Below are 13,228 nucleotides of genomic sequence, written 5' to 3' on the forward strand. Positions count from 1 at the left end.
AATTGCTAATTGGTAATTGGTAATTAGGAATTGGTAACTAAGAATTATTCCATCGAACCTCTTGCGGATTTCCGTTAAATCCGTTAAATCCGTTACCGAACTTCCCTCTTCCATCAACATCCATCGGCTACATCCGTTAAATCCGTTAAACAATCCGTTGCCGAACTTCCTTCTTTACACCAATCCTGTTCTCAGTGCTACAACTGCTGCTTGCACGCGGTCATCCACTGCCAACTTATTCATAATACCGCGAACGTGAGTTTTAATAGTATTTGGACTCAAGTAAAGCGCCGCTGCTATCTCTGGATTGCTGTTACCTTCCACCATTAATTTTAACACCTCCAATTCCCGCTGCGACAACTGGCCAAAAGTAGTTGTAGAGGCAGGTGTCGGGGGTTTCAGGTGTTCGATGACAGTCCGGGCAATTTGAGGATCAAGATATGTAGCGCCCTCTGCTGCGGCTGCAATCGCTGCTAACAGCCTGTCTACGGAAGCACCTTTAATACAATAAGCATCAGCCCCGCTAGAAAGGGCAGCAATAATTTCAGTTTCTGCCGTGTGAGAAGTTAACATTACTACTCGAACTTCTGGCAGTTGTGCTTTAATTTGCTGCGTCGCTGCTATGCCGTCTAGCCGCGGCAAACCGATATCCATTACAATAATATCAGGTTTGAGTTTCAGTGCGGCTGCTACGCCTAAATAGCCATCTTCTGCTTGTCCTACTATTTCTATTTCTGGGGAATCGGCCAAAACTTGCTCTAATCCCAGTTGCATCATCGGGTCATCTTCAACAATTAAAATTTTCATAATACGAAGAAAGTTCGGCAACGGATTGTGTAACGGATGTAAAGGATAGAAGGAAGAAGGAAGTTCGGCAACGAGCAATGTACGGGATGTAACGGATGTAACGGATGTAACGGATGTCAGTCCGATGTCCGTCGGAAGAAGGAAGATTACTTAGTTGTTAATATTTTACATGAACTTATACCGAACCAATAACAAATAACCCATAACAACTAACTAATGACTAACTTTTAAAACCTCCACGAATTCGCCTGGTAAAATCCCGGTGTCCCCCGGTGGCAAAACTGCTAAACCACTTGTATTGGCGAGATTAATTAAATTCGCTGAATTTTGGCTGCCGCTAGCAGGTTCAAATTCCCAGACTCCCGCAACTAAATGTAGTTTACCCCAAACATAAGTTTCGCGCTTGCCGGGCGATCGCAATTCAGCATTACACCTAGCTTTGACAAACTCCGGCCCCCAAGCATCGGCGGCAAGCCCAGAAATTTTTCTCAAAGCAGGCACAACAAACCGCCAACAGCAGACTAAAGCAGAAACCGGATTTCCCGGCAAACCAAAATAGAGACAATCCGAACTAAAACTCGGAGAATCATCACTTTTTTCACCTCGTTTAAACTCAGCAACCGTTAAAGGTTTCCCTGGCTTAATCGCGACAGAACTAATGTGAACTTTTCCTCCCAAATCCGCCAAAATTTTCTCGACATAATCGTAGTCTCCTACCGAGACGCCCCCCGTAGAAAGCACCACATCCGCCGTCGCAACCGCCCGGGATATCGCCTTGTTTAAGGCATCTTCATTATCAGGAACAATCCCCAATCGAACCGATTCAAATCCCATTTGGGTTAACAAAACTGTCAAAGCATACTGATTCGAGTCTACCAGTTTCCCCGGTGCCAAAGGTTCGTCAGGCGATACCAATTCGTCACCCGTAGAAAAAATTGCCACCCGCAGCCGCCGATAAACTGGAACTTGAATGCACTGGGCAGTTGCTAACACCGCCATTTCTGGGGCGTTGATAACTGTACCGGGAGTTAGCAAAGGTGTTCCTGTTTGATAAAAAGCGCCTTTGTGCCTGACAAATGCTTGCGGTTTTTCAGGAGAAACTAAGATAAAAATGCGATCGCCCTCACGCCTCGTTTCTTCCTGCATTACCACCGTATCAGCACCGGCAGGCATCACCCCACCGGTAAAAATTCGCGCCGCTTGCCCCGATTGAACGGTATTTTGAGGCTGATATCCGGCTGGAATCTCTTCAACTACTTCGAGTACCACTGGTTTTTCGGCGCTACAGTTTTCCACATCAGCAAACCGCACCGCGTACCCATCCATTGCCGAATTGTCCCAATAAGGAAAATCCAGGGAACCAGTGACTGGTGCAGCCAAAATTCGCCCCGATGCTGCCAGCAAGTCTACAGTTTCTACATCCCGCTGACTGTCGAGGGGTTGCGCCAAATTTAGAACGATCGATTCTGCTTCTTTCACTGACAGCATGACTGTCTCCTTGTTTTGATAACACTCATGATTAAGTTTAGCAAAATATCCACAGATATTGGTGATATAATTTTTTTGTATTTGGGCAGTCAACCTAATTTTTGGTGTTAATTGCTTATGACTATTTCTCGTTTGGTTGTTAGACTCAATTGTTTATCCTTATTTTTGGTGGCGATACTGATATTTTTCACTCAGCTTTCAGGGTTAAAAGTCAGCGATTTATTCTTTCCGCCTTATTCTTATCCCCATCCCAATGTCGCCTTGTTAACTCGGACTTTCCAAATTTTATGTTCTGTACCCGTCATTGTTTGTACTTTCACCTATAAATTAGCTCAAAGTATTCAACCGCGCACTTCAGACAATCGATTTATTCTGTTTTCGGCTTTGTTAACAGGTGGATTTTTACTAAATGAAATTTACAGAATTCATATATATATGGTAGCAGGGGGAATTCCTAAGCTAGGAGTAAGTCTTTTATACGCCGTGGTTTTGTCTTCCTACGGATGGTTTTTTCGGCGAGAACTACAGTTAACTCCCTACCAAATATTGTTAGCGGGTGTAGGCTTGTTGTTTTTTGCGATCGGCGTGGATTCCCTGCATTTAAAAAACAAGATATTCTCCACTTTACTAGAGGGAGTACCTAAATTGCTTAGCGAAATCAACATTGCATTTTATTATTGGTATGTCTGTAACTGTTTCCTCCAAAAAGCGTTTGATAAAACTTTTAATAGCTAGTTATAACGATGTGATATAATGAGCGCAAGTGCATAAAAAGATATCCCTGAAATCCTCTTAACCATTAATAATATTTACAACATCTGCATTGATCGGCATTTATCCGCCTTTATATACATTATGTGGCTTAAAAATCCCCACGCATCCTGATAAAATACCATGATAGCAGTTACCATCAACTTCAACTCGATCGCCAAAATAACCGACGACCAATTTTATCAACTGTGTCGCGAAAACCCCGATGTCAAATTTGAACGCAACGCCAAAGGAGAAATAATCGTCATGCCACCCACAGGAGGAGAAACCGGAAATTACAATTCAGAAATTAATGCGGATTTTGTGATTTGGAACCGACAAACTCAACTGGGAATTTGTTTCGATTCTTCAACTTGCTTCAAACTGCCAAGCGGTGCCAATCGTTCTCCCGATGTCTCTTGGATTGAAAAATCAAGATGGGATGCACTCACTCCCGAACAAAAACAAAAATTTCCTCCCATTGCCCCGGATTTTGTCTTAGAGTTAATGTCGCCAACCGACAGTTTAAAAGATACCCAAGACAAAATGCAAGAATACATGAATAATCAAGTAAAACTCGGCTGGTTAATCAACCGCAAAACCCGCAGAGTCGAAATCTATCGGCAAGGACAAGAAATAGAAGTTTTGGAATGTCCAACAGAACTTTCAGGAGAAGATGTTTTGCCCGGTTTCGTGCTAAACTTGAAAACACTGTGGCAATAACTAGACATATGGCATCTATCAGCGTTTATTTGCGTTCATCTTTCTCGTTCATCTGCGGTTAAAAAATACTATGGAAACCAATATAGAAACCACTGCAACCACTGGGTTAACAGCCCAACAACACAAACAGAAAATGCAGCGGCGCCAAGAAGTGCAATCACAGCGAATCGCTAACTCCTCCAAAGAAAAAGGTTTAATTATAGTCAATACGGGTAACGGTAAAGGCAAAACCACGGCCGCTTTGGGAATGGTTGTGCGATCGCTCGGTCACGGATACCGCGTCGCCATAGTACAATTTATAAAGGGAGCTTGGGAACCCGCAGAAAAAGCCGTTTTTCAACTCTGGGAAAAACAGCTAGAATTTCACGCAATGGGAGAAGGTTTTACCTGGGACACGCAAGACCGCGACCGAGATATTGAAACATCTCAAAAAGCCTGGGAAAAATCCCTAACTTTTATCTGTAATCCCGAATTTAAATTAGTTCTTCTAGATGAAGTCAATATAGCATTAAAACTAGGTTATTTGCAAGTCGAGCAAGTGCTTTCCGGGTTAGACAAAAAACCAGAAGAAACCCACATTATTTTAACAGGCAGAGGCGCCCCGCCAGCGCTAATTGAACGGGCAGACTTGGTGACAGAAATGACTTTAGTTAAGCATCCATTCCGAGAACAAGGGATTAAAGCTCAACCAGGCATTGAGTATTAATGTTGTTTGTAGTCAAGACTTTTGCGCCCCTCTAAAATTTAAAAAAGAGCTATGCTGGCAACATCAGAGTAAAAGTTGATCCCTTGCCAAACTCGCTACTCACAGTAATTTCTCCCCCCAGCATCTGAGAGTATTTCTGCGCTATTGCCAAACCCAAACCCGTACCTCCGTACTTGCGGGTAGTCGAAGCATCAGCTTGCGTAAAAGGTTGAAATAATTTTTGTAGCTGTTCAGGAGTAATCCCAATCCCCGTATCAGTACACTTAATAATTAACAGTTCCGAATCCCTAATATTCTCGTCATTTTTAATTTTTTCCACGCTGAGTGTAACTGTTCCTTTATGAGTAAACTTAGCTGCATTACTGAGCAAATTAAACAAAATTTGAGTAAACTTAATTTGATCGGAATACAATTCGCCCATATTATTTGGACACTCCACATTGAGGCGATTAGTATTTCGCAAAAATAGGGGTTCAACAGTTCTGGCTACATCTTGAACTGCCTCCGACACGTCAAAAGTTTCTAATTCAAGTTCCGCGTGACCGGCTTCAATCTTCGACAAGTCCAGAATATCATTAATTAAGGAAAGTAAAAGCTGGCCTGAACTGTGAATTCTCTCTAAATCCGATACAAAATTTTCTTCGCCCAAATCTAAAGCCTCTTCTTGCAGAATCTCGCTGTAACCGATAATCGCATTCAGAGGAGTTCGCAGTTCGTGGCTCATGTTAGCCAAAAACTGACTTTTAGCCAAACTAGCTGCTTCTGCGGCTTCCTTTGCCTTGTAGAGTTCTGCCTCGGCTTGCAAGCGGTCGGTCACGTCGTGAGCAAGCACTAATTCAGCATTTCTGCTATCAAATACCAGAGCATAAGAAGTAATTTCTACATCAATAATTGTTCCATCTTTTTTCTGGTGCTGCCACACACCTGCAAACTCAATACCGGCATCTACTTGGGAGATATTTTCTAGCAATCTCGGCAGCTCTTGGGGGGGACGAATGTCCGCAACGGTCATGTTGAGAAATTCGTCGCGAGTGTAGCCGTAGTGTTGGACAGCAGCCTGATTGACGGCTATAAATTCCAGAGTTTCTAAATCGTAAACCCACATCGGATGGGGATTTTTTTTAAACAAAAGTCTGTAGCGTTCTTCCGAGGCTCGCAGTTTGGCTTCGGCTTGTTTGCGCTCGGTAATGTCGCGGACAACCGTGCAAATAATCTCGCGGCCGCCGTAGGAAATCACGCTCCCGCTCACTTCCACGTCCACGCAGGAACCGTCTCGGCGGCGGTAGAGAACTTCGCCAATTCTGAATTGTTTGTCCGTCAGCAGCAACTCGATATTGTTGTCAATTATGTCTTTAGAGTAAGCGATGATATCGTAAATAGTTAGTTGCGAAATCGCCTCAGGACTGTAATCGAGCAAGTCTCTAAACGCTGTATTGGCTTCCAAAAGGCCTTTGGTTTGAGCGTCCCACAGGAATATACAATCTGTAGCTTGCTCGACTACGGCTCGGTAGCGGGCTTTTTCCTCAAGTTGTTCGCTTTCGGCTTGGGCGATCGCACTCAACATTCCGTTGATAGTATGGGCAAGGTCTGACAACTCATCTTCACCCGTAACCGGCAGTCGCACCGAGAGGTCTTGGCTGCTGCTGACGCGCTTCACTGCTTTCGACAAACCGCTCAACCGAGACAGCACCAGACGTTCTAGCAGTAGCAGAGTGCAGCCGACCAACCCAACTCCCGCTAACGCTACAGACCCCAGCAGGTACAGCAAACTAATTTGACCTTGCCGATATATTTCTCTGGGGATATCCACCCGCAACAGCAGCGCAGGTTGGTTGTAAATATCGCGGATCAGGGCGTAACCCGCGATCGACTCTTCGCTTAAAGGACGCACAAAAATCGGTTTTTTTTCCGACAGTTTCTCCCGCGCTTTCTCGAAGTCTGCAGGCAACTGAGCCTCATTAACGCTGTGTACAATGAGTGGCAAGCGAGTAATTTTAGAAACCTTCGCAATGCTCGCAGCATCCAAATTGCGCCCGAATACCAGCGTACCGCGAATCGGGCCGGTGCCTTTAGTCGTGAGAATTGGGCGGGAAGTAATCAGTATTGGCCCTGACGGTAGTAGCAGGATACCAGCGAGGCTGCTTTTGGCGTTGGGGTGCTGCAACAGCGGGTCGCTGAGAGAAATGCGGCGTTTTAATGCTTCTGGAACAGGCGTTAGTTTCAGCTTTTGGCTGTCGAAACCCGTACTGTAAACTATTTTGCCAGAAGTATTGACAAAAATGGCTATATTAACTCTTATATTAGCCAGCCCTTCTGGAATTAAATTGGAGGCAATGAATTTTGAGTTGCGGTTTTGGATGAAAGTGTAGGTGTCGTCCCAGGACGACCAGTCGGCAAAGCGCGAGTTGAAGTCATCTGCGGTTTGCCCGAACACGCTGAGCACTCCCTTGACAACCTGTGTGGCTTCTTGTTCCTCTGCTTTGATCAGGCTGCCCAAGAGGATGCTTGAGGAGGCGACATACAGAATGCCAGTCAATGCAGCGATGGTAATGCCAACGATCGATAGTGTTTTCCGACGCAGTTTCATCTTGCCCTGTGTGTGGTGTCCGTCCGAAATTCTCAACTCAGGAGCAATTTTACTACTGTTTCCTGAACCCTGACTTGTGGCGCAGCGCGTGTTTCCTACTTTTCCCACACCTGCTGTTTGTGAGATTCTTTGCAAATACCCAAGATGCGCCTATCGTTCTCGCTGATGGTAGAAATTGGGTAATACTGTTCCAGGTTTACGGAGTAGGGAGAGCGACTGCCGTCGTAAGTGTCCACTACTGTTAAATTTAACTGAGTTCGATCGCTTGTGCCGTAAAAACAGTAAAAAGCAGACCGAGGCAGGTAAAAAGCGCCTACTACCTTACTCTGCCGCATTTCAAATACAAAATATTCTTGTTTAATTTCATCTGGGTTGCTCGACTGGCCGTAGAGGTAAATTCCCTCTGCTAAACCTGTGGTAACTGTATCTGGCGCAGGATTTAGGGGGGATTGCCAGCTCAAAATGTCGGATTTGATTTCCGAGTCCTGTGATCGGTGTGCGGGGAATGCGATGCTCAAGTTACCGGGCGAGAGAGCAAGCACGATCGCGATCGCTTCTAAACTTCCTGTCAATATCAAATAAGTCAAAACCACTCCAGACCCCAAAATTTAAAATAGCTGGTTCCAAGCGCCTCTTGTACCAGTTTCACAAAGATCGGAGAGAAACCGGGTATTTGGCTTAATGTTGGCTATTAACTTGAAGGAAAGATCGCCCGCCCGGTTCCTGAACTTAAATCTAAGATTAGTTTGGACCAATTTTGCCTCCGCCCTGATCGCGCGATCGACCCCTCAAATAATACCATTTTAGATTTTTAATTTTAGATTAAAGAATTGAATAATTTGGCGTGACGTATTTCATAAGGGTTTGGATCACGGGTCTACAGTTGCATTCTTTTTTTAACTGGAAAAGTATCCTTCCCAGCAGCGCCAACATGAAAAAAAAAGTTGAGATTTTGGGAAATCTCAACTTTTTTAGTGACTAACTAGCCAAGTATTCTCGGACTTGAGATTGGCGGCGCCGCAGGTGGGCAAGGGCTTGATGTTCTAGCTGCCGCACCCGTTCCCGGCTGAGATTTAACCGTTCTCCGACTTTCGCCAGAGACATTTCCGTGCCGTCTTCCAAACCGAAGCGCAGAATTATTACATCTCGCTGCTGGGGGGTAAGTTCTGATATCAAAGTATTGAGGTCTTGCCGCAGTAATTCCGAGGTAATGTAGTTGTCTGGAGATGCCGTTTCGTCTTCTAAGAGTTCTTGCAATTCGGTATCTTGGTTGTCTCCTACCCGCAAGTCCAAAGAAACTGGATGTCTTGCCATCAGCAGGTATTCCCGAATTTGGGAAGGGTGCAGTTCCAAGGCTGCGGCAATTTCCCCGGGGGAGGGAGATCTGCCCAACTGCTGCGTGAGTTCCCGCTGCACCTTTTTGATTTTGTTGAGTTTTTCGGTGATGTGAATTGGCAATCGAATTGTGCGGGCGTGTTGGGCGATCGCGCGGGTAATTGCTTGGCGAATCCACCAGTAGGCGTATGTAGAAAATTTGTATCCCCGCATCGGGTCAAATTTTTCGACTCCTCGTTCTAAACCGAGGGTGCCTTCTTGAATTAAATCCAAGAATTCCATATTGCGTTTCTGGTATTTTTTGGCGATCGCCACTACTAGCCGCAAATTCGCTTCAATCATCTTTTGCTTTGCCCGCCGCCCTATGTGTAAGATGCGGCTAAGTTCAGGTTCGGTCAACTCCATTTCGGCAGCCCACTCTTGATTCGTCAGATCCCGCTGCCATTCTTTAGCAAGTGCTTGTTTTGCTTCGATTAATTTCATCATTTGCTGCACCTGCTTCCCGAAAACAATTTCTTCTTCTCGGGTTAGCAGGGGTACGCGACCGATCTCGTGCAGATAGGTACGAACCGTATCCGTTGAGGAGTATGGCCGGCTGCCCATGCGATCGGCTTTCACTGTTTTGTTTTTGGGGGTTGTGGTGGACATGGGTGAGTATTGCACTCCTTGTAACAACAGATAAAAAGTTGGTGATACCCTGTCCCACTTTTGCAAGTGGGATAAAGACTGCGACAAAGGGGATGTTTCCCCTCCTGTTTATCGGTGACGATCGGTAGAAGCTTTTTGTTTGGGATTACTTTTGTGCTGGATTTTCCAGTAATCCCTGTCGATTTTCGGTAGCTCGCTAGCTTTAACGGCTAGTTCAAGGCGAAGTGAAGCAAGAGTTTAGTTTTCTCAATATTATTCCCAATTTTGAGGATCGTAAAGGGTAAAAACCTCTGTCTTAAGGTCAAGATTCTACATTTTTCCTTAAGGTTTTGAATTCCCTGTTAGTTTTAACTGCCACTCAACTTCACAATACTCATGCAAACAGACTCATGCAATTCGAGGGCTTTGTTTTGCTCTCTGTTCCATCATCGCTTGAAATTTTCTCGCTGCCTAGATGGTGGGATGCGAGATAACCGAACTCGATCGCCGTATTAGATGGGAGTAACTGTTTAAAATATTTCTTGACATTTTTATTTAAATATGCTAATCCAATTCTGCTACGAGTAACGACAAGGTGTATAAAGGCTGGCTGTTGCCCTGTTTGACTTTCATTGTGCTGCGAGGCTCCATCATCTCCATCATGTTTAAGCTTAGGCAAATTTTGGGCAGTTAGGGATGAGGGGTGAGGGGGTGAAAGGGGAAAAGCTTCTGACGGAAAGCTGGGGGCGAATTTTTTTGAGGTTCGATCGCACTTTTTCGTTTATAACTGAGGCAAAAATCTGATATTTCTGTCATTGCCAGCGATCGCCAATTCTGCGCCCCGACTAATTTACAGTAACCTTTGCCTAAGTTCTGTAATGAATCTAGCAGTTGTCAATCTAAAATCCCAAATCCATTTTAGCAGCTTCTGCCTCGGCAAATACTTGTTCATCGGGCATTTCTTGCCAGTCAATATCCCCGATTTCCCTGTAGAATTGCTCGTCATAGGGGCGAGTTTGCACGACTACGGGCATCGGTACGGCGTGCCCCAAAACTAATGCTTGCTGTTTGGAGTCGAGTTTTGCCAACACTGAACGCAAACTCTGCCCTCCTGAAACGCCGGTGAAAATAGCGTCGATGTCTTTATCGTCGTTTAACAAGGCTGTAATGCGGGTGCCTACTTGCGACATGACTTCGGCATCGATGCCGGAGGGACGCTGGTCTACAATCAGTAGGGTGACAAAGTATTTTCGCATTTCTCTGGCAATTGTCCCGAAAATAGTCGATCGCACGATCGCCGGATCGAGAAAGCGGTGAGCTTCTTCAATGGTAATCACCAACGGCTGCGGGCGATCGCACGGATTTTTGCTCTGCAAAAACTTCTCAGCTTTTCGCACGTAAGATCCGTGAATGCGACGAGTAATCACGTTTGCCGCCAACATATACGACAGCAAATCCGAGTGCGAACCAAACTCAATTACTACATTTTTCCCAGCATCCAAACACTGCAAAACTTCAGTTACATAATTTTTTGGACAGCGTTTCCGAATGTATGTTAAATCATTCAATCTCTCTAACTTTCGCTGCAAAGCCATAATCGAAGACTTATTTCCCCGCTTTTCTTCGCAAAACATTTGGATATCTTCGTTGCTCATTTCCAGCAACTTGTTTATCCAACCACTTCCCAACTCATTTCGCAAAATAATCGCATTTTCGATACTAGCTTCCGACAAATTTAGCTCGCGTTGCACTAGCGCGATATCTTCCACTTCAATTTGATCGAAACTTAAAAATAACTCTTGAGCGTCGCGGACTCCCCGGCGTTTTGTCGATTCTGGATCGAGGGTATAAATCTGCATTTTATCGGGAAACAACTGCCGCAAACCTTTAACAGTGCTGAACTGTTTCCCTTCCGAAACCGCTTCCCACCCGTACTCCGAGTGCATATCAAAAATTAGATTGACAGCAGCTTGCTTGCGAATAATTCCCGATAGAAGCAAGCGCGTCAGGAAAGATTTTCCCGTTCCCGACTTGCCAAAAACCCCGTTGCTGCGTTCCACAAATCGGTCTAAATCCAAGCACACAGCAACGTCCATGTCAATCGGTTTGCCGATCGCAAAATTGCGGCGATACGGGTCATCTTCCCAGCCAAAAACTGCCCGAAAATCGGTTTCTTTGGCATCAAACACCTGGGAAAAGTGGCTGGGAATAGTTTTGACAGGCAGCAACTCAATATCCGCGCCGGTTTGTGACTCAAAAGAAGCCAAATTTCCTAACGCCAGCTTATTCTCGCGAACTCCCCCGTTTTTCGTCGGGTCGAAAATTGCCTGCTGTTTTTCTCTCTCAGCAGTCAACATCAACATCGGCGACAATTCGATCGTACCGTAGGTGCTGCTACCTGCTAGCACTGCGAGCAGAAAATCGTCGTCGGGATTGGGAGGATTCGATAAAATGCGGGCGCTAGAAGTTCCGAGAGACACGTCGGTGAGCATACAGAAAAAGTGCGATCGCACCCCCCGCACTACTAGAAATTTCCCCACCCTCATATCTTCCACCGAAACATCGGCGTGCAGTCGCACTTCTAATCCCTTGCTCAGGGAACCTTGAATAACAGAGCCTAACGGTCGATCCATTTTAGATTTTAGATTTTAGATTTTCGATTGTTAATAATCGGGCAATTTTCGCGGGGCGAGTTTTGATTGTAGATTTTTGATTGTTAACAGTCAACTAATTACCATTCCGATTCTAATGGCAATTCAAAAAAACTCGGACTCAGATGTATATCGGTCAAATCCGTTTCGCTCAAATAAGCGTCGGTCAAAAATACCCCTTTTAAACTTGCGCCTTTGAGGTTAGTACCTTTCAGGTTAGCACCTCTGAGATTAACTCGGAATAAATGAGCATCGCTCAAGTCTGCCTCAGTTAAATCTGCTCCCTCCAAATTTACTCTCATCAAATCTGCTTTTCGGAGATCAGCTTCGTTTAACTTAGCGCCACTGAGGTTAGCTTTTGTCAAGTCTACACCTCTCAAGTCGGCCCCGCTCAAGTTAGCGAACAGCAAAGTAGCTCCGGTGAAATCTGTCTCCCTCAAATCGGCATCTCTTAAATTAGCACCGCTGAGGTCAGCCCTTGTTAAGTCTACACCCCGAAGGTCAGCAGAACTCAAGTTTACTTGGTGTAAAATTGCGCCGCTTAAATCGGCTCCTCTCAAATCTGTTTGCTCCAAGTTTGCACCTTTGAGGTAAGCTTTTTTTAAGCTAGCTCTGCTGAGATCTACATTTTTGAGATTGACCGAACTTAAGTTAGAAGCGCTCAAATTAGCTCCGCTTAAATCTGACCCGTTTAAGTCGGCTCCGGTTAAGTTTACCCCTTGCAGCGATACATTGGGAGCAATTAAATAAGCTCCGCCCAGAGCGGGGTCAATGCCTTCTGAAAACAATGTTTTGTTGCTGTAAACAGCTTTCTCCAAAATCGTACCGCTCAAACTAGCTTCCCTCAAGTCCGCTGCGCTGAGGTTGGCTCCTGCTAAGTTTGCCCGATCGAGTTTTGCGCCAAATAAAATAGCTTTGTATAAGTTTGTCCGCCGCAAATCGGCTCCTTTTAAATCGGCTTCGGTCAAATCTACCATAGCCAGATTTAAGCCAGGGAGCGAAGCATTGGGAGCTAGCAAAAATGCTCCCATTGCACCCGGATCGATATCCTCGGGAAAGATAGTCCGGTTGTTGTATACCGCCTTGTCTAAAATGGCGCCGCTCAACTGAGAACCGCGCAAATCGGCCCCACTGAGGTTGGCTCTGGTTAAGTTGGCTTCGTGGAGATTTGCTCCAACTAAATTAGCTTTGATCAAACTTGCTTGTTTGAGGTTGGCGCCCGTGAATTCGGCTCCTACGAGATTAGCTTCTCGGAGGAAAGCACCAGTCAAATCGGCTCTAGTGAGGTTAGCTAAATTAAGAAATGATTCAGCTAAATCCGCCCCGCTGAGATTAGCGCCGCTGAGGTCGGCTTCGATCAGGTCTGCATACCTGAGCATAGCGCCGCTGAGGTTGGTTTCTCGGAGATCCGTGCCTCGGAGGTTGGCTCCCCGGAGTTCCGCACCGCCAAGGTTGGTGCCTTTAAGTGCTTGTCCCCTGAGATCGAGTCGGTGCAGAAAGTCACCAACGTTCATTTCCATGTCAAATTCACCCTCTCTATTCCGATACTTTTTT

The 13,228-nt window shown here is 45.4% G+C and carries 10 protein-coding genes; 3 read left to right on the plus strand and 7 right to left on the minus strand.

Going from position 1 to position 13,228, the window contains the following annotated elements:
• Positions 1-174: 174 nt before the first annotated feature.
• Positions 175-807 carry a response regulator transcription factor gene (locus QUA57_RS18290; RefSeq protein ID WP_333062763.1) on the minus strand — a complete coding sequence of 211 codons (633 nt, stop codon included), beginning with the start codon at positions 805-807 and terminating at the stop codon, positions 175-177.
• A 213-nt stretch (positions 808-1,020) separates the two neighbouring features.
• Entirely contained in the window at positions 1,021-2,295 is a 1,275-nt protein-coding gene (locus QUA57_RS18295) for a molybdenum cofactor synthesis domain-containing protein (RefSeq protein ID WP_333062761.1), read from the minus strand.
• Positions 2,296-2,412: 117 nt separating this feature from the next.
• Here QUA57_RS18295 and QUA57_RS18300 point away from each other — a divergent pair, with 117 nt between their 5' ends.
• The 3 genes from QUA57_RS18300 to cobO all read left to right on the plus strand — a co-directional run bounded on the left by QUA57_RS18300 (position 2,413) and on the right by cobO (position 4,474).
• The gene (locus QUA57_RS18300; protein ID WP_333062759.1) at positions 2,413-3,030 is read left to right on the plus strand and encodes a hypothetical protein; all 618 of its coding nucleotides are present in this window, start codon (positions 2,413-2,415) and stop codon (positions 3,028-3,030) included.
• A gap of 159 nt (positions 3,031-3,189) precedes the next feature.
• Positions 3,190-3,768 carry a Uma2 family endonuclease gene (locus QUA57_RS18305; RefSeq protein WP_333062757.1) on the plus strand — a complete coding sequence of 193 codons (579 nt, stop codon included), beginning with the start codon at positions 3,190-3,192 and terminating at the stop codon, positions 3,766-3,768.
• Between the two features lie 70 nt (positions 3,769-3,838).
• Complete coding sequence (gene cobO / locus QUA57_RS18310) at positions 3,839-4,474, plus strand: cob(I)yrinic acid a,c-diamide adenosyltransferase (protein ID WP_333062755.1); 636 nt, start codon at positions 3,839-3,841, stop codon at positions 4,472-4,474.
• Positions 4,475-4,523: 49 nt separating this feature from the next.
• Here the strand turns inward: cobO and QUA57_RS18315 are convergent, their stop codons facing one another.
• The 5 genes from QUA57_RS18315 to QUA57_RS18335 form a co-directional block, all read right to left on the minus strand.
• A complete protein-coding gene (locus QUA57_RS18315) occupies positions 4,524-7,196 on the minus strand; it encodes a CHASE4 domain-containing protein (protein WP_333062753.1) in 2,673 nt (890 codons plus the stop codon).
• Entirely contained in the window at positions 7,157-7,654 is a 498-nt protein-coding gene (locus tag QUA57_RS18320) for a hypothetical protein (protein WP_333062752.1), read from the minus strand. Before QUA57_RS18320 ends, QUA57_RS18315 begins: the two co-directional genes overlap by 40 nt.
• A gap of 385 nt (positions 7,655-8,039) precedes the next feature.
• A complete protein-coding gene (locus QUA57_RS18325) occupies positions 8,040-9,044 on the minus strand; it encodes an RNA polymerase sigma factor, RpoD/SigA family (RefSeq protein ID WP_333035894.1) in 1,005 nt (334 codons plus the stop codon).
• Positions 9,045-9,922: 878 nt separating this feature from the next.
• The gene (locus QUA57_RS18330) at positions 9,923-11,656 is read right to left on the minus strand and encodes an ATP-binding protein (protein WP_333062750.1); all 1,734 of its coding nucleotides are present in this window, start codon (positions 11,654-11,656) and stop codon (positions 9,923-9,925) included.
• Positions 11,657-11,754: 98 nt separating this feature from the next.
• Entirely contained in the window at positions 11,755-13,194 is a 1,440-nt protein-coding gene (locus tag QUA57_RS18335) for a pentapeptide repeat-containing protein (protein ID WP_333062749.1), read from the minus strand.
• Positions 13,195-13,228 lie beyond the last annotated feature (34 nt).

Source organism: Microcoleus sp. Pol7_B2 (genome assembly GCF_036701035.1).
Taxonomy (GTDB): domain Bacteria; phylum Cyanobacteriota; class Cyanobacteriia; order Cyanobacteriales; family Microcoleaceae; genus Microcoleus.

Bases quoted from the DNA above. Each gene is read 5' to 3' on its own strand.
- QUA57_RS18325 (WP_333035894.1), bottom strand. From the start codon at position 9,044: ATGTCCACCACAACCCCCAAAAACAAAACAGTGAAAGCCGATCGCATG.
- cobO (WP_333062755.1), top strand. From the start codon at position 3,839: ATGGAAACCAATATAGAAACCACTGCAACCACTGGGTTAACAGCCCAA.
- QUA57_RS18290 (WP_333062763.1), bottom strand. From the start codon at position 807: ATGAAAATTTTAATTGTTGAAGATGACCCGATGATGCAACTGGGATTA.
- QUA57_RS18295 (WP_333062761.1), bottom strand. From the start codon at position 2,295: ATGCTGTCAGTGAAAGAAGCAGAATCGATCGTTCTAAATTTGGCGCAA.
- QUA57_RS18305 (WP_333062757.1), top strand. From the start codon at position 3,190: ATGATAGCAGTTACCATCAACTTCAACTCGATCGCCAAAATAACCGAC.
- QUA57_RS18330 (WP_333062750.1), bottom strand. From the start codon at position 11,656: ATGGATCGACCGTTAGGCTCTGTTATTCAAGGTTCCCTGAGCAAGGGA.
- QUA57_RS18300 (WP_333062759.1), top strand. From the start codon at position 2,413: ATGACTATTTCTCGTTTGGTTGTTAGACTCAATTGTTTATCCTTATTT.
- QUA57_RS18335 (WP_333062749.1), bottom strand. From the start codon at position 13,194: ATGGAAATGAACGTTGGTGACTTTCTGCACCGACTCGATCTCAGGGGA.